This window comes from Empedobacter falsenii, assembly GCF_013488205.1.
Taxonomy (GTDB): Bacteria; Bacteroidota; Bacteroidia; order Flavobacteriales; family Weeksellaceae; genus Empedobacter; species Empedobacter falsenii_C.
This window is the reverse complement of sequence record NZ_CP040908.1, coordinates 3,307,756-3,324,751: the sequence shown is the minus strand read 5'-3', so window position 1 is coordinate 3,324,751 and position 16,996 is coordinate 3,307,756. Positions and strand designations below refer to the sequence as shown.

The 16,996-nt window shown below is 29.6% G+C and carries 19 protein-coding genes and 1 tRNA gene; 8 read left to right on the top strand and 12 right to left on the bottom strand.

Annotation, left to right across the window (positions count from 1 at the left end):
* Positions 1-133: 133 nt before the first annotated feature.
* From hisS to FH779_RS15545, 4 genes are all read left to right on the top strand, one after another.
* Positions 134-1,507 carry a histidine--tRNA ligase gene (gene hisS, locus FH779_RS15560; protein ID WP_180905349.1) on the top strand — a complete coding sequence of 458 codons (1,374 nt, stop codon included), beginning with the start codon at positions 134-136 and terminating at the stop codon, positions 1,505-1,507.
* A 58-nt stretch (positions 1,508-1,565) separates the two neighbouring features.
* Positions 1,566-2,486: a PfkB family carbohydrate kinase gene (locus tag FH779_RS15555; protein ID WP_180905348.1), complete on the top strand. Its 921-nt coding sequence runs from the start codon at positions 1,566-1,568 to the stop codon at positions 2,484-2,486.
* 78 nt (positions 2,487-2,564) lie between these two features.
* The gene (locus FH779_RS15550) at positions 2,565-2,789 is read left to right on the top strand and encodes a hypothetical protein (RefSeq protein ID WP_180905347.1); all 225 of its coding nucleotides are present in this window, start codon (positions 2,565-2,567) and stop codon (positions 2,787-2,789) included.
* 1 nt (position 2,790) lies between these two features.
* The gene (locus FH779_RS15545; RefSeq protein ID WP_038336496.1) at positions 2,791-3,234 is read left to right on the top strand and encodes a hypothetical protein; all 444 of its coding nucleotides are present in this window, start codon (positions 2,791-2,793) and stop codon (positions 3,232-3,234) included.
* Between the two features lie 41 nt (positions 3,235-3,275).
* On the opposite strand, the gene FH779_RS15540 is transcribed toward FH779_RS15545, so the two are convergent.
* The 4 genes from FH779_RS15540 to FH779_RS15525 form a co-directional block, all read right to left on the bottom strand.
* Positions 3,276-3,349 (bottom strand) — tRNA-Arg (locus FH779_RS15540).
* An 84-nt stretch (positions 3,350-3,433) separates the two neighbouring features.
* A complete protein-coding gene (locus FH779_RS15535; protein WP_180905346.1) occupies positions 3,434-4,030 on the bottom strand; it encodes an LURP-one-related family protein in 597 nt (198 codons plus the stop codon).
* Between the two features lie 79 nt (positions 4,031-4,109).
* The gene (locus FH779_RS15530) at positions 4,110-4,562 is read right to left on the bottom strand and encodes a lipocalin-like domain-containing protein (protein WP_038336444.1); all 453 of its coding nucleotides are present in this window, start codon (positions 4,560-4,562) and stop codon (positions 4,110-4,112) included.
* 69 nt (positions 4,563-4,631) lie between these two features.
* Positions 4,632-5,327, bottom strand: a complete 696-nt coding sequence (locus FH779_RS15525; protein ID WP_180905345.1) for a YjjG family noncanonical pyrimidine nucleotidase — start codon at positions 5,325-5,327, stop codon at positions 4,632-4,634.
* Between the two features lie 51 nt (positions 5,328-5,378).
* Here FH779_RS15525 and FH779_RS15520 point away from each other — a divergent pair, with 51 nt between their 5' ends.
* Genes FH779_RS15520 through FH779_RS15510 form a run of 3 tightly spaced genes read left to right on the top strand, consistent with a single transcriptional unit; the run spans position 5,379 to position 9,011 of the window.
* Complete coding sequence (locus tag FH779_RS15520; protein ID WP_180905344.1) at positions 5,379-6,638, top strand: lipopolysaccharide biosynthesis protein; 1,260 nt, start codon at positions 5,379-5,381, stop codon at positions 6,636-6,638.
* Entirely contained in the window at positions 6,631-7,767 is a 1,137-nt protein-coding gene (locus FH779_RS15515; protein ID WP_180905343.1) for a glycosyltransferase family 4 protein, read from the top strand. The genes FH779_RS15520 and FH779_RS15515 overlap by 8 nt, the downstream gene beginning before the upstream one ends.
* A complete protein-coding gene (locus FH779_RS15510; RefSeq protein WP_180905342.1) occupies positions 7,764-9,011 on the top strand; it encodes an MATE family efflux transporter in 1,248 nt (415 codons plus the stop codon). The genes FH779_RS15515 and FH779_RS15510 overlap by 4 nt, the downstream gene beginning before the upstream one ends.
* Here the strand turns inward: FH779_RS15510 and FH779_RS15505 are convergent.
* From FH779_RS15505 to FH779_RS15495, 3 genes are all read right to left on the bottom strand, one after another.
* Positions 9,006-9,227 (bottom strand): hypothetical protein, encoded by a 222-nt coding sequence (locus FH779_RS15505; RefSeq protein WP_180905341.1) that lies wholly within the window; start codon positions 9,225-9,227, stop codon positions 9,006-9,008. The genes FH779_RS15510 and FH779_RS15505 overlap by 6 nt on opposite strands.
* A gap of 160 nt (positions 9,228-9,387) precedes the next feature.
* Positions 9,388-10,197 (bottom strand): protein O-mannosyl-transferase family, encoded by an 810-nt coding sequence (locus FH779_RS15500; protein ID WP_180905340.1) that lies wholly within the window; start codon positions 10,195-10,197, stop codon positions 9,388-9,390.
* Positions 10,198-10,207: 10 nt separating this feature from the next.
* The gene (locus tag FH779_RS15495; RefSeq protein WP_180905339.1) at positions 10,208-11,083 is read right to left on the bottom strand and encodes a polysaccharide deacetylase family protein; all 876 of its coding nucleotides are present in this window, start codon (positions 11,081-11,083) and stop codon (positions 10,208-10,210) included.
* Positions 11,084-11,111: 28 nt separating this feature from the next.
* Here FH779_RS15495 and FH779_RS15490 point away from each other — a divergent pair, with 28 nt between their 5' ends.
* Complete coding sequence (locus tag FH779_RS15490) at positions 11,112-11,885, top strand: class I SAM-dependent methyltransferase (RefSeq protein ID WP_180905338.1); 774 nt, start codon at positions 11,112-11,114, stop codon at positions 11,883-11,885.
* Here FH779_RS15490 and FH779_RS15485 read toward each other — a convergent pair.
* The 5 genes from FH779_RS15485 to FH779_RS15465 all read right to left on the bottom strand — a co-directional run bounded on the left by FH779_RS15485 (position 11,859) and on the right by FH779_RS15465 (position 16,913).
* Positions 11,859-12,746, bottom strand: coding sequence for a hypothetical protein (locus tag FH779_RS15485; protein WP_180905337.1), 888 nt, complete (start codon positions 12,744-12,746; stop codon positions 11,859-11,861). The genes FH779_RS15490 and FH779_RS15485 overlap by 27 nt on opposite strands.
* A complete protein-coding gene (locus FH779_RS15480; RefSeq protein WP_180905336.1) occupies positions 12,743-13,972 on the bottom strand; it encodes a polysaccharide deacetylase family protein in 1,230 nt (409 codons plus the stop codon). Before FH779_RS15480 ends, FH779_RS15485 begins: the two co-directional genes overlap by 4 nt.
* A gap of 27 nt (positions 13,973-13,999) precedes the next feature.
* Positions 14,000-14,701, bottom strand: coding sequence for a RadC family protein (gene radC / locus FH779_RS15475; RefSeq protein WP_180905335.1), 702 nt, complete (start codon positions 14,699-14,701; stop codon positions 14,000-14,002).
* Complete coding sequence (locus FH779_RS15470) at positions 14,679-15,152, bottom strand: hypothetical protein (protein WP_180905334.1); 474 nt, start codon at positions 15,150-15,152, stop codon at positions 14,679-14,681. The genes radC and FH779_RS15470 overlap by 23 nt, the downstream gene beginning before the upstream one ends.
* A 78-nt stretch (positions 15,153-15,230) precedes the next feature.
* On the bottom strand, positions 15,231-16,913 hold the full coding sequence (locus tag FH779_RS15465) for a glutamine--tRNA ligase/YqeY domain fusion protein (RefSeq protein WP_180905333.1): 1,683 nt from the start codon (positions 16,911-16,913) through the stop codon (positions 15,231-15,233).
* Between the last annotated feature and the right edge of the window lie 83 nt (positions 16,914-16,996).

Genomic DNA, 16,996 nt, shown 5'->3' with positions numbered 1-16,996 from the left:
AACCTGAAACGAGTTCAGGTTGACTTTATGAATTTTAATTAAATTCTTTCTAAAACAATGATTTTGAAACAAAATGTCGTGTTAAAAATCAAAATGATGTATTTTTGCATCTTTATAAGTAAGATTTAGAAAAATGGCAATTCAAAAACCATCGATTCCAAAAGGGACAAGAGATTTCTCGCCTTTAGAAGTGAATCGTCGTCAATATATTATCAACACGATTAAAAAACAATTCGTGTTATTCGGATTCTCTCCAATCGAAACTCCATCATTCGAAAATTTATCAACTTTAACAGGTAAATACGGAGAAGAAGGAGATCGATTAATTTTCAAGATTTTGAATTCTGGAGATTATTTAGCAAAAGTTGATGAGCAATTGTTAACAGATAGAAATAGTCAAAAAGTAATTGCGCAAATCTCTGAAAAAGCGTTGCGTTATGATTTAACCGTGCCTTTTGCGCGTTATGTGGTGCAACATCAAAATGAAATTACATTTCCTTTCAAACGTTACCAAATTCAACCAGTTTGGCGTGCCGATCGTCCTCAAAAAGGTCGTTTCCGTGAGTTTTTTCAATGTGATGCGGATGTTGTAGGTTCGGATTCGTTATTACAAGAAGTTGATTTTATACAATTATATGATTCAGTTTTTACAGAATTAAAAACGCCTGTTGAAATTCATATTAACAACCGTAAAATTTTATCAGGTTTGGCAGAAGTAGCAGATATTTCGGCTCAATTGATTGATTTTACTGTGGCTTTAGATAAGTTGGATAAAATTGGTGAAGAAGCGGTGAAAGAAGAAATGCGTGGAAAAGGAATTTCTGATTCTGCGATTGAAATTTTATCACCTTTATTCTCAATGAATGGAGATTGTAAAACACAATTTGCTCAATTAAAAGAAATTTTAAAATCTTCGGAAACTGGATTAAAAGGAATTGAAGAATTAGAATTTGTTTTTGAAAATACAACAACTATTGGTTTACAATCGGCTGAATTAGTATTAAACTTAACATTAGCTAGAGGTTTAGATTATTATACAGGGGCTATTTTCGAAGTGAAAGCGAAAATCGGAGAATTCTCTTCATCTATTGGTGGAGGAGGTCGCTACGATGATTTGACAGGAATTTTTGGATTGAAAGATATTTCTGGAGTAGGAATTTCTTTTGGATTAGATCGTACATATTTAGTTTTAGAAGAAAATAATTTATTCCCAGCTTTAGAAGATTCAACAAATATCCAAGCATTGTTCATTAATTTCGGAACGAAAGAAGCTGCTGAGGCAATGAAATTGGTAAAACAATTACGTCAAAGTGGAATTAATACAGAGGTTTATCCTGATGATGCAAAAATGAAAAAGCAAATGGGATATGCTGATAAAAAAAGAATTAAGAAAGTAATTCTTTTGGGTGAAAAAGAAATTGCTGAGCAAAAAGCGACAGTAAAAGATATGATTTCGGGAGAACAAACCGAAGTTGCTTTTGCTGATTTGGCTAACGCATTGTCTTAATATGTCTTAATTCAAATCTATTCAATATATTTGCAAACTATTTAATCAAGAATATAAAATGAGTTTATTAACAGTTGGTACAGTTGCCTTTGATAAATTAGAATCTCCTTTCGGGAAAACAGATAAAATCTTAGGTGGTGCCGCTACATATATCGGTATGGCGTCTTCTTTATTGGGCGTGGATACTGCAATCGTTTCAGTTGTTGGTGGAGATTTTCCACAAGAATACATCGATTTATTAATTTCAAAAGGAATTAATTTAGATGGAATGGAAATCGTAAAAGAAGGAAAAACATTCTTTTGGGAAGGTAAATACCATAATGATTTGAACACACGTGATACGTTAGCAACAGAATTGAATGTTTTAGAAACGTTTAATCCAATTGTTCCTCAAGATCGCAAATCTCCAGACGTTTTGATGTTAGGAAACTTACATCCATTGGTACAAAAAGGAGTGTTGACACAATTAGATAATCGTCCAGGTTTGGTTGTTTTAGATACAATGAACTTTTGGATGGATTGTGCTTGGAATGAGTTGATGGATGTGATCAAAGATGTTGATGTAATTTCTATTAATGACGAAGAAGCGCGTCAAATGTCAGGTGAATATAGTTTAGTGAAAGCTGCTAAAAAAATCATGACATTCGGACCAAAAACAGTTATCATCAAAAAAGGTGAACATGGAGCTTTATTATTCCAAGAAGAACAAGTTTTCTTTGCACCAGCTTTACCATTAGAAGATGTTTTCGATCCAACAGGAGCAGGAGATACATTTGCAGGAGGTTTCTCCGGATACTTAGCAAAAACAAACGATTTTTCTTTCGATAACATGAAACGTGCAATTGTTTACGGATCTGCATTAGCATCTGTAACATGTGAAAAATTCGGTACTGAATCATTAGGAGATTTAACACGTGATGGTTTAGCTGAACGTTTGAAAGAATTCAAAAAATTAATGGATTTCTCAATTAATTTATAAGAGAATTATTCATCAAAATATTTAAAGCCTTGCATTTGCAAGGCTTTTTTGTTTTATATTAGATTGTAAATTATTTATATGCAGATTATTCTTGAAATAATTTTTATTGCGATTAGTGAACTTATAATAGAAATTTTTGGAATACGATTTCGATATATTATTTTAAAACTATTTAATCCAAAGTTAAATTTTGAGGAATTTTCTCAAAATGAATCAGGTTGGCATAAATTTTATAATGCAGTAGTAGGTTTGTTAATTCTAATTGGATTAATATTTGGTGTTGCTTTCTTATATTTTAATTAAAATGAAAAACAAAATTATACATCTTCTCATATTGGCATTTTCCTCTTTACTTTCTGGAATAATGATCTCGAAAATGTCATTCATCGGTAAAGTAGGAATCACAATTATTTACAACGAATATACGATCCTGAAATCGTGGTGGAAAACAGCCTTGTTATTATTCGCTATACAAGCTGTTATTTTTATTGTATTATCCATTTGGAATGAGAAAACAACGAAACGTTTTAAACGTTTGTTATTGCCTCTCATTTTCCTTTTTATGGGAATTATTGGATTAATTTATTGCTATTACGATTTTACTGAAACCTCACATCGTTTATTGAAAAAGACGTTCCATTTCGGATTTTATATTTTTTGGTTTACGTGGTTTGGGAATTGTATATTTTTTATGACAAAAAAATCTCAAAAAGTAGAAGAAATTCCTCAAGAAACAGAAGTGTATTAAAATAAAAAAGCTCATCAAATTTTGATGAGCTTTTGCTTTTGTGACCGAGACAGGATTCAAACCTGTAACCTCTTGAGCCGTAATCAAGTGCGCTATTCAGTTGCGCCACTCGGCCATTCTTGATAAGAAACTATTGTTCTTATTTTGGACTGCAAATATAAAGACTATTTTTGAATCTGCAAATATTTTTTAAATAAAATTATCCTCGATCTCTATCGCTTATGAGCATCATCATAAAACTCAAAACAAAAAGTGTATCATTTTCGGATGATTGATATTGATTTAATTTAAATTTTCGTCCAAAGAATGAAGGTTCTTTTGATACTTCCATCATTTCTCTTCCTTGTAAATCAGTTAAAACATATTTTGGATTGAAAATATAACCTGAGAAAAATCCTACAACGGGAATTTCTCCAACCATTCCGTCCATCATACGCGTAAAACCACTACGTTCGTTGATTGTAAATAAATGATTATCATTTGCGTCGTAAATATGAAAAGTCGCTTTCCAAAAGGATTTGAAAGTTTTTCGTTTTGCTTTACCAACAACATTTCCGTTCGCATCTGTAATGGTAAAAGTTTGTTGAAAATCGATGATTTTATTCGAACGAAGTTGAAAAAGTTCTTCTTTTTTCGATGAATCACGGTAGATTTTAATCACATCTCGCCACGAAAGAATTTTTTCGCGTACATAAAACACAGGTTGATTATTAGCATCTGTTACAGAAAAATCATTGGAAAAAGTTGCAATATGAAACTTTATATCAAGCGGAAATTTTAGGTTGTTTAAATTCATAAGTATTGAGTAATTTTTATCAAAAATAGATTTTTTTCGGACATAAAAAAAGGTTCAGAATTTCTGAACCTTTAACTTTTTATCGTTTTAAAACTAAAATATCTATTTCGTTTTTACCATCACCATCAAGATCTTCTCCATAATCAGATTTTAAAATCAATTCGTTTTTTGTTAATTTGGAAATTTCTCCTTCACCAGAACCACCATCCTTGTAAGTTAAACGAACTTTATTTCCTGAAATAGAATAAGTGCCTTCTTCAGTCCAATCAATTTCACAAATATTATTTCTATCGGAATCATATCCTATAGCAGAATATTTATTGTCTTTAGTAAACGTATACGAGTCTTTAGAACTGCATTCATCTGCTAGATATTGATCTTCGATGTGATTGTCTTTAGAGAATTGTGTTTGGTATTTTACAAAACTCCAAGTTCCTACGATACTTTCAGAGTTAATAGAAGAATCATCATCATTGTTACAGCTAAATAACAGTCCAAAAGCAAAAATGCTTGGTAAAATAAACTTTTTCATAAATATTGTTTTTTTAGTTGCGGCGAAAATAAAGAAAACAATATTAGATATTCGGTTATTAAATGATTATTATAAATATTCTTTTACTTCATCTAAATGTGTAATTGTAGGAACATCATCCATCGAAAAATTATCATCTAATCGATCAAAGAAAATAGCCGACATTCCGAAAGCTTTTGCGCCAACAGCATCTGCAATCCAATCGTCACCAATGTAAATTGATTCATCTTTTTTAGCACCAGATTTTTCCATTGCCAAAGAAAAAATACGAGGATCAGGTTTCAAGATTTTGATTTCGTCTGCATAAGTTACCGTATCAAAATAACCATTTAATTCTGACGTTTCAATTTTACGTTTCGAGACTTCGAGAAAACCATTTGTGATAATGTGTAATTGATATTTTGGTTTCAAATAATCCAACAATTCCATCGCACCATCTACCACTTCATTATAATTGGTAATCGTTTCCATGTATTCTTCTTCAAAAATCTTTGCCAAAGCATCATTATCAATTCCAAGATTATCAAAAGCTTCTTTGAAACGACGTGCACGTAATTCTTCTTTTGTAATTTTTTTGTCACGAATCAAAACCCAAAGACCTTCGTTGCTATCGTGATAAAATGGATGAAATTCCTCGAATGTAAAACCATATCTATTTTCTACATCATACTTTTTGTAAAGCTCATCTAGCGCGAATTTTGCATTTTTTCTGAAATCCCAAAGTGTGTTATCAAGATCGAAAAAAACGTGTTTTATTGTGTTCATAAATGCAAAGCTAAGGATTTTATGTAGATTTGCTGATGAAGAAAATATCAATTGAAAGCGAAGTTAGAAAAATTTAAAACGAAGAATGCCAAAGGTGTTTTGTCTTTGTTGGCAGGGAACACGATTGCGCAAGTGATTATGTTTATTGGCGGAATTATTTTGGCTCGAATTTATGGTCCAGAAGCGTCGGGAACTTACAATGCTTTTTCAGCTTTTGTGGCGATTCTAGCTATTTTGACAACGTTTCGTTTAGAGAATATTTTCGTGATTTCGAAATCATCAAAAGCGATTCGAAATTTGTTCACAACTTTATTATTAGTGAGTAGCATTGTAACGATTTTATTCTTTTTGGGCTATGCAGTTTTAGAAGGAATTTTCACATTCAAAACGTCTTTATTTATTGTTTTCTTAAGTTGTATTGCAGGATTATTTACAGCTTGGAATAATGTTCAAAATACATTGTTTACGAAGTATAAATTATTCAAAAGTATTTCGACTGGATTTGTGATTAATGCACTGTTTTCGGTTTTTTTTCAATTCATTTTTTATTGGATGGGCTACAAAGAAACAGGATTGATTTATGGAACAATTTTCGGAACAGTTTTGTCTTGTGCATATTATTTTTCAATTACAAAAGGACGATTTTCTTCTATTGATTTTGGTTTGGCTAAACGAACAATTTCTAAGAACAAAGAAATCATAAAATATACATTACCCTCAGAATCGTTGAATGCGATTGCAAACAATTTGCTCCCCATTATGATTGCGATTTATTTTATGAAAGAAGATGTAGCTTTTGTAGGAAATTCAGCTAAAGTTTTGGTTGTTCCTTTGACATTACTTTCCAATTCGATGTCGAAAGTTTTCTTTCAGAAATCTGCTGCAATGATTGATCATCGTTCGCATCAATTATATGATTTATCGAAAAAAGTGGTGCTGTATAACGTTGGAGCAATTGCTGTTTTTCTTTTGTTGATGAATTGTATCGGAATTTTTATTCTCGAGTGGATGCTTGGACCAGAATGGCGAGGTTTACATATTATGACGTGGATTCTTTCTTTCTGGATTTTGTGTCGTTCTGCAATGAATCCTATTCAGCAAATTGTCGTGGTTATCAAGAAAAATCATTACGCACTATACTTCAATATTTATTTAGTTTTCGTTACATTGATTACTTGTGTGATTGGCGGACTAAATAAAAATATACTTTTGACGTTATCCCTATATTCTTTCTTTGCGGGAATGGGCTATTTAGTTCAACTTTACTTTGTAATGAAAGAGCTGAAACGTTATAAAAAGTCAGGTGAATAATTCGAGAAAAAATATTTTAGCTTTAGCATCTTGGTATCCGAGTAGAATTTTTTTAGATAATGGAGATTTTATTCAGCGCCATTTACGTTCTATCTCTACTTTAAATAATGTGACGCTTGTTCATGCAGTAAAAGATGAAAATTTAAAATCTAATTTTGAAATAGATGATTCTATCAATCAAAATGTAAGAGAAATAATTGTTTATTTTAAACCATCTTTTTTTCGCCCGTTTAATTTAATCAAACAATTTATAGCTTTTCTAAAAGGAGTTTCTTTGGTTAATAATTTTGATATAATTCATCTCAATGTTATTTATCCAGCTGGTTTAGTTGCTTTATTTTTGAAAAGTAAATACAAAAAACCAATAGTTTTAACAGAGCATTGGACAGGGTTTTCTCCAGAACGTTTTATTTCATTTTCATTTTACAAGAAGTTCTTAATTAAGAAAATACTTAGAAAAGTAGATTTTTTAACGCCTGTTTCGAATGATTTAGCACAAAAAATACTTGAAATTTATCCTATAACAAATGTAAAAATTATTCCAAATGTTGTGGATGTAGAATTGTTTTCAGTAAAAGAAGAATGTAAAGTTGAAAAAATAATATTTTTACATCTTTCGCATTTAGGAAACGAGCATAAAAATGTTTTGGGAATGTTGAATGTTGCTAAAAAGTTAGTTGATAATGGTTATAATTTTGAATTTCAGATTGGAGGAAATGGAGATTTAACTTTGATTAATAATTTTATTGTAGAAAATAATTTACATGATTTTGTAAAATCTTTTGGGCGATTACAACATTTTGAAGTGAATCAAAAGATGAAGAACGCAAATTGTTTTGTACTTTTTAGTCACTACGAAAATCAACCTTGTGTTCAAATAGAAGCTTTTGCTTCAGGAATTCCTGTTATCGCAAGCGATGTAGGCGGAATTAAAGAATTTATGCCAAATAATTTTGGATTTATTGTGAATAAAAATGATGAATTAGCACTTTATAAAGCAATGGTTGAGGTGATAGAAGGTTATGAATTTGCAACGTCAAATGAATTAAATACGTATGCTTTGAATAATTTTTCTAAGGAAGAAATTGCTTACCAATTTGATGAAGTTTATGTGAAAATTTTACAATGAAAGATTTAATCAAATTCATACAATCTTTTTTACAAAACAATGGTTTTTACGTTTTTTTATCTTTTGTGGTAGAAAAATTAGTGATGCTGATTAATACCATTTTCATTGTAAAAATGATTCCGCAAGATGAATTTGGTCGTATAACACTTATCGCATCTATTATTGGGTTTGTTGCGCCATGGAATGGATTAGGTTCATTACAGGTTTTGATGAAGTTTGGTGCTGGCGAAGAAAATGAACAAACACGTAAAGACCTAAGTCGAAAATTATTTAGAAATGGCGTTATTAATCAGCTTATTTTATGTAGTATTTTTATTGTAATTGCTAATTTTTATGCCATAAAGTTTGATCATTTATTATGGATTATTCTCTTGTTTTCTGTTCGTCTTTTCGGGATGTTTTTTCAGTCTCATCTTACAATCGATTATCGAATAAATGGTTTCAATAAGAAGTTTGCTTCATTAAATATGTTGATTAATTGTTTGGGATTGATTTTTACATTTTTCTTAACCATCAATTTTGGAGCAATTGGTTATATGACTTCGTTGGCGATTACACCTTTTATTAGTTTATTTTTCTATTCTAAAACAATTTTACAACAATCAATAAATGATTTAAGTGAAATGAATTGGAAAATGATGTGGAAATATGGAAGAATGGAATCTTTGGCTTATTTCGCTTCAGAGTTATTGTTTTCGATTGATATTGCAATGATTGCGATTTTTATGACAGATAAAGATATTGCTTTGTATAAAGTTGCGATTCTTCTGCCTATGAATTTATTATTTATTCCGACTATATTATTTCAAACCGATTTTCCTCGAATTATTAAAAATAGTCAGAACAAGGATTTTCTAAAATTTTATATAAAAAATTATTATAAGCTATTCATTCTTATAGGAATTAGTATTCTTTTAGGAAGTTATTTTCTTAGAGATTTTATAATCGAGTTATTTTTCAATAAAAGTTATTTAGCTGGTGATACAGTTTTTTTTATTGCAACAATAGCAGTTGTTTTAGCAATGTTGTTTAGAGTTCTTTTTCTTAATTTATTTAGTGCAGTTGGTTTGTTTACATATAGTGTACGAGTTTCAATTGTTTCAATTATCACACTTATTATTGCAGATTCTATACTTATTCCTTTTTATCAACTAAATGGAGCAGCTTTCGGTTTTTTAATTATGTATATAGTTTCTGGATTATATGCTACTTTTATATTTAGAAATTATTTAAAAAAATTATAATTTTTTTATTTCTTCTTTTGTCATTGTTTTAGATTTAAGATCAATTAATTTTTGACCTGTTTCTTTCATCCATTCAATATCTTCATTTGTTTCTTCATTATTTAGAATAACTTCCAAAATACCTTTGTTGTTATTCATCCAAGGAAGCAAATAATAATTTAGTCCGTCTTTGTATGCTTTTTGTTGATGAAATTCTTTCCCTTTTGTTGTTTGCATAGCAAGTTGTTTGGCCGAATAATAATAAAGCGGTGTTGAGAAAATAAGGATAGAAATTAATGAAGTGTACTTCGGAAATTTTGTAATGAAATTGTTTAAACCAATACTTAAAATAATCAAATAAGCTAAATTAAAATTTAAGAAAAAGACATAATTATCGCTAACAGCATAAATAGTAGCAAAACAAAAAACAGGTAAACCAAAAATTATAAATAATATAACCTAATGCTTTCATTAAATCTTTTGAATAGCTTACTAAATCTTTCTTCAAAGAATCAGACACCCATGATTTTTCTGAAGATGATAAAACATTTTTCAGAGATTCGTTATTAATAATTGGATAAATATAGAGCAATGCCAAAAATAGAAAAGGAATGAAAAAATAGCTAAAAATCAATCTATTTTTAATATTATTTCTAAAAGCCAAGTAGCATAAATAAAAATAAGAAGGAATTAATAGAACGCCTTGTACATGAGAAAATAAGCTAATTCCAAGCATTATTCCTGCAAATAAAAGCGTTTTAGATTGTTTATTTTGAACAAATTTTATCGCAAATAAAACGTAAAGTGAAATCCAAATTAAACAAAAAGTGTAAACTTCTATATTTTCGGTATTTTTCCAAAAAGTAAAACTAAATCCAAACGCAACTGTACCTAAAAGAGAAATCCAAAGTTTTTTATTTAAGAGTTGAAGAATAGAAAATAAAATATTCAAAACTATTACAGCAGAAATAATATTTACCCAACGTCCAATCTCAATGGTATCTATAAAAGGAAATAATTTGTGAATTAGAATATTGAAGTTGAAATACAAAAAATGAGTTAATGAGTAGGTTTCAAACGTAAATTGATTTGCTTCAATATCCAAAATTTTTCCAGCAGAATCACCAAAAGTTATTTTACTAAAACTTCCTAAACGATAAATGATTAAGAAAAATAAGGTAATAAATAAATGATAAAATTTTTTCACTCTTTTTGTATTAATGAGATACAATATGCTTTTGTAGTAACTTTTGAATATAAAATTTATAACGATTTTTTTTGATAAAAATTGCAGGATCAGTAATACAATTATCCATCGGAAGTCGCTGAATATTTGTTGAAACTTCATCATCTTTTATTCCTGCCGTACCAAATGTAAGATTTGATTTTATAGTATTAAAAAAGTTTTTAGAAACTCCGTCATCTGTAAAAGGAAAAGAAAAAACTCGATAATCTAAATTAAACTTTTGTTGGATAAAATCTAAGCTTTCGTTCGTTTCTAAAAGTTGTTGTTCGAAAGAAATATCGCGATAATAAGGATGATTCATCGAATGTGCACCTATTGTATATCCTTGATTAATTAATGCTTTTATTTCATTTTCATTCAAATAAATTTCAAAATCATTTAGTTTTATTTCTTGTTTTAAAATTAATTCATCAATTTTTTTAAGATCATGAATAGAATAATTTAAAAGTTCTTTTTTAAAGTTGTTGTCTGTAATGTTTTCTAAAATGAAAGCAACTTTATATCGATAAAAAATTTCTTGATTGTCAATAAAATTTGGATTGATAAAAAAAGTTGCATCTAAATTTCGTTCTTTTAATATTGGAGCAATTAAGGAGTAACATTCTTTCAAACCATCGTCAAAACTAAGATGAAAGTAATTTTCTTGAGGAATAAAACCATTTTTTTTGTATAAATCAATTAATTCAATCATAGAAATATTGACATAATTTTTCTGAAAAAAATCTAATTCACGCTGAAATTGATCAATTGATTTTAATGGATATAATTGATCAATATGAACTAATCGTTTATCTGAAACTGTGTGGTAAAAAGGAAATATATTTTTTTTGAATAAATTTAATATCATAAAATAGCAGTCTTAACGTTTGTAAGTAATGAATGCAATTAAAACATTTTATAAAAAATTATTTTCCGAAAAGATAAGAATTAATAATAGAAAAAATTTGAAGAAATTGAATGGATTATTTCTGAAAGGAAATAATTTTTATTGCAATTGTTGCGAACAATCTTTTTCTAAGTTTTTAGATAAATCTAATGGTATAGATAACCGAGAAAATGCTGAATGTCCAAATTGTGGTTCATTAGAAAGGACAAGAGTTTTGTTAGAGTTTATAAAAAATGAAACAGATTTATTAGCTAAACCTAATAAATTATTGCATATTGCTCCGGAAGACGCATTGAAAAATATTTTTAAACAGACCGATAATTTAGGCTATATCAATGCTGACATTAATATCAATCTTGCTGATGAAGAAATGGATATTACTTCAATAAATTATCCTGACAACACATTTGATTATGTAATTTGTTGTCATGTTTTAGGGCATATTCCTGATGAAAAAAAAGCAATTGATGAATTGTTTCGAGTTCTAAAAAAAAGAGGAAAAGCATTGATTCAAACTCCTATTCATCCAATAAATAATACGTTTGAAAATTCTGAATTTAAGACAGAAGAAGAAAGATTAAAAAATTATGGAGAAAAAGATTTATTGCGATTGCATGGACAGGACTTTCAGGAAAGATTAAAACGTGAAAATATGCTAATCAAAAAAATAGATTATCGAAATAAAGTTGATCATAATTTAGCAAAGAAACTTTCTGTTGGAAATGGCTATCGTGAATTAATTTTTCTTTGTCAAAAAGTCTAAATTAGAATAGTTTGTATAATGTTTTTCTATAGCGCCAAAACCTTGCATAAATTTAGCTATAGAAGGAACCATAGAACCTTCGAAATCAAATGCTAATTCTGAATTAGAAAAGGTTTTGATAATGTAATCTATTATGTAAGCTGATCCAAAATTACTTTTTGAATTCTTATTTCTTGCAAAAGCAAAGTTATAAACTCGATTTTTAGAAATCATGATTAGTTGACAACCAAGTAAATTTTCTTCTTGATCAAAAATTTCATAAATATTAATAATTTTTTGATTAAATAAACTTTGAATTTTTTCTTGCGAATAATTTATTAAATTGTTTGTAATTAAATATTCATATGATGAGTTTAATTCGAAAAATCGATTTAATTGAGTAACATTTTCAATTTTATAATTAAATTTTTCTACTTTCCGAATTTCATTTCTTCGGTTTCTACTATAAATTGAAAATAAATTTTCATAATCTTGATTTAAATCCAAAATCTGATTAATACGTCTTAGTCCTTTCGGCTCAAACATTTCCGTATTTTCTTCATTAAAAGCATAAGCTCTAACTAAATTTTGATGTAGTTTTTTCTCAAAAAGTAAGAAAGTTTCTTTTGAAAAATTTTCTTGATGAAAAACACCTAATTGTTGACAATAAATTGGCTGAACAATGAACTTAAACCCAAATTTCTTAACAAAAGGCAAAGGCATTATGGCTTCATAATCGTTCAAGACATAACAATCCCAATTGTTATCAACTAAAGCATCTAAATAAAAAACTTCTGCATAAATGCGATAATTCACCGATCTGTTGAGACATTCGGTGTATTTATTAACATCTAATTTTTTTCGAGAAACTCTTTTTATCATTCAAAAATACTTTCGTAAACTTTTCGCCATTCATTCCAATTTTCGTTCAAGTTTGATTGGTGGAATAATGTTATAAACGTTCCGTTTGTGGCTTTAATTGTTTGTTTCAATCGTTTTATTTCCTCTAGAGCTTGTTGCGGTGTTAATTCTAAATAATTTTTCAATGTAACATCCATTGCGACAAAAGGATATATTGTTAACAATGTTTGTTGATTTGTTGATAAGTCAAACCATTTGAATGGAGTAGAAGTTCCAGCTCTAAAGCCTAATTGATGTGGGAATCCCATCGTGTAATCTTCCAAAATTTCATTTATTAACAATTGTTGATAAGTGTGAGGAAAGCTCAGTTTAATGAAATGTTGACGTGATTTTTTTATCGGTTGATTGCTGATTTTTCCTAATCGATTTATCTCAGTTGTTAATTTATTTTCATAAAAATTAGATTGATAAGATGGATGGATTCCAATTTTTGCCCAAATTGAAATGTTGTTTATTAAATCTTTTTGAGCATTATTTTTCCAATGATGATTTTTATCGAAAGTAGAATAATCGCCCAATAACCAAAAAAAAATTGTTTCAATTTGATGTTTTTCAGCTAAATCTTTCAAATAATCAAATGTATCATAAGGATCTTTTTCTTTCTGATTCAAAACTTTGATTTGCTGTTTTGCTTCTGAGAAATTTCCTTTAATAATTTTCTTAAAAAGTGAACCAAATTTTACTTTAGGTGCATGATGAAGATATTTCCACGAATAATCTACATCGTGAGTATTAATTTGTTTGAAAACTCTCTGTTTAAAAGATATTTCAGGAAATTTAGACTTTATCTTTTTTTGAATTTCAATACAAATTTCATCTACAATTGGCTTAGAATAATCTAGATCCGAACCTAAAAAACGATTGTGTTGATCAAATTGTCCTGGTTTTGCAATGTATTCTTCATAACGAGAAAGCCAATAAAAACATTTACCAAATTCATTTAAAATTGAATAATCAACATCTTTTCGAATAGTTGTTTCTAATAAAATATCATCAACTTTATAATTGATTTCATTTTCTAAAAATTGATTTGAAAAGTTGATTTTTGGTAAAATTGATTGAGAAAATTCATCAAAATATGTAGTCGTTTTGTAGTCGATTCCAGAAAAATCATGAAAAATAAAATCGAAAATATATTCAATTCGATTCGTAATTTTTTCTGTAAATATGATGATTTCTTGACTCAAAATAATTTTCAATAAAGTTTAAAGATATCAAATTAGGCCATCATCCGCAAATGAATAAAAGTCTTTTTGAGAAACAATAATGTGATCTAAAACTTGAATATCCAAAAGCGTGGCACCTTCTTTAATTTTTCGAGTAATATTTATGTCAGATTGACTTGGAGTGAGGTTTCCAGAGGGATGGTTGTGCGAAAGTATCATTCCAGTTGCCATCAATTCTAAGGCTCGTTTAAAAATTACTCGAATATCGACGGCGGTTTGATTAATTCCCCCTCGCGAAATTTGCTCGGTTTTTATAATTCGATTTCCTTGATTGAGAAACATCACCCAAAATTCTTCGTTTGGTAAATCGCCAATTTGTTGTTGTAAAATGATCGCAGCATCCTTGCTCGAAGTAATTTTGTCACGTTCCAGAACCTCTTGCGAATTTCTTCTTCTTCCAATTTCCATTGCAGTGATTATCGAAATTGCTTTTGCTTCTCCAACTCCTTTGAATTTGCATAAATCTACAATTGAATATTTAGCTAATTCATTCCAATTATTATTAGCAGAGTTTAAGATTCGTTTTGCCAACTCTACAGCGGATTCTTCGCGATTTCCGCTTCCCATAATAATCGCTAACAATTCGGCATCAGAAAGCGACGAACGTCCTTTTAAAGCTAATTTTTCGCGAGGACGATCATCCTCATTCCAGTTTTTTATCGAATTTTTATTCTCTAAGTAATCCGTCATCGTCGCTCGCAATTTTTATATAAGTATAATAAAAACCATCGTGAAATTCGTCGCTAATTCCAAGTGTATTTTGTTTAACCTCAAAACTCTTTCCCATCGATGTATTTCCATTGGTGTAAATCATTGGAACAAGCTCTGTTTTGTGAATACTTTTCCCTTTTGCTATATTATAAGTTACTCGATTTGTTTCCTTACCATTGATAATTGTAATCATCTCAGTAGATGTAAATTCTACAACTGTAACACGATCTGCAGGAGGTAGTTGTTCACGTCCTACGATTCCGCCTGAAAGTTTTACCAATTTCCATCTTCCTATAAGTGTTGGTTCTTGCGTTCTTTCAATTTTATCAATAGAATCATTTGACTTTTTTTCTGTTGTAGCTTTTGTGGATTGACAACTTGATAAAGCAATAAAAATGGTAAATATGATATAAGTGATTTTATTTTTCATGTTAAAAATTTAGATTAAATATAATAAAAAAAGCTCGAACAAATTTGTTCGAGCTTGATATTTAATAAAATAGATTTTTTATTTATTGACTTTTGCCCAAGTATCTTTAAGCGTAACAGTTCTATTGAAAATTAATTTTTCTGTAGAAGAATCACGGTCTAAAGCAAAATATCCAATGCGTTGAAATTGGAATTTATCCTCGACTTTAGCTTCTTTCAAAGCAGGCTCAGCAAAACCTTCTTTTACAGTTAAAGAATTTGGATTGACAAATTGTAAAAAGTCAACATCTTTCTCTGCATCTGGCGATTCAACTGTAAATAAACGATCATATTCGCGCACTTCGATTGGAATATTCTCTGTTGCAGAAACCCAATGTAATGTACCTTTTACTTTACGTTTAGAAGCTTCAGTTCCGCTTCCAGACTTTGTTTCAGGATCGTAAGTTGCATAAATTGTTGTGATATTCCCTTCAGCATCTTTTTCTACTCTTTCAGCTTTAATGAAATATGCACCTTTCAAACGAACTTCATTTCCTAAAGATAAACGGAAGAATTTTTTAGGCGCTTCTTCCATAAAATCTTCACGTTCAATATAGATTTCACGAGTAAAAGGAACGATACGAGTTCCAGCAGTTTCATCTTCTGGGTTATTCTCAATTTCTAATTCCTCCACTTGCCCTTCAGGATAATTTTCGATGATAACTTTTACTGGATCAATGACAGCAAAAACACGAGGAGCAATTTTATTTAAATGATCACGAACAGAAAATTCTAATAACGAAATATCTAAAACATTATCACGTTTTGCAACGCCGGCTGTATTCCAGAAATTTTTAATCGATTCTGGCGTATAACCGCGACGACGCAAACCTGAAATTGTAGGCATACGTGGATCATCCCAACCTGTTACAACCCCTTCTTGAACCAATTTCATCAACTTACGTTTACTTGTAATCATGTATGAAACATTACCACGTGCAAATTCGCGTTGTTTTGGTTTTTGAGGTTGATTTGGCAACTCAACATTATTCGCATACCATTCATATAAATCGCGGTGATTTTTGAATTCTAACGAACACAATGAGTGAGAAATTCCTTCGATATAATCAGATTCTCCGTGCGTCCAATCGTACATTGGGTACATTTTCCATGTATCTCCAGTACGGTGATGAGGACGTTTCAAAATACGATACATAACAGGGTCGCGCATGTTCATATTAGGAGAAGTCATGTCAATTTTTGCACGTAAAACATGTGTTCCTTCTTCAAATTCTCCCGATTTCATTCGTTCGAAAAGATCTAAATTTTCTTCAACAGAACGATTTCTATAAGGAGATTCAATTCCAGGTTCAAAAGGTGTTTTACGTTGTTCATTAATTACTTCCGAAGATTGGTCGTCGATGTACGCTTTTCCTTCTTTAATTAATTGAACAGCCCAATCGTAAAGCTGCTGGAAATAATCAGAAGCATAGCGTTCTTCTGCCCACTCGAAACCTAACCATTTCACATCTTCGCGGATAGAATCTACGAATTCTTGCTCTTCTTTGTCAGGATTAGTGTCATCAAAACGTAAGTTTACAGGCGCATTGTAACGCTGTCCTAAACCGAAGTTTAAGCAGATTGCTTTTGCATGCCCGATATGCAAATAACCATTTGGTTCTGGTGGGAAACGAAAACGTAAATTTTCTTTTGGCATCCCGTTGGCTAAATCATCTTCAATGATTTGCTCAATAAAATTCAATGATTTTTTTTCTTCTTCCATTTTTTAATTACGATTGAGTTTGCAAAGGTACGAAATTGACAATAAATATAATGTCGAAAATTTCGGATTTTACAATTAGAAAA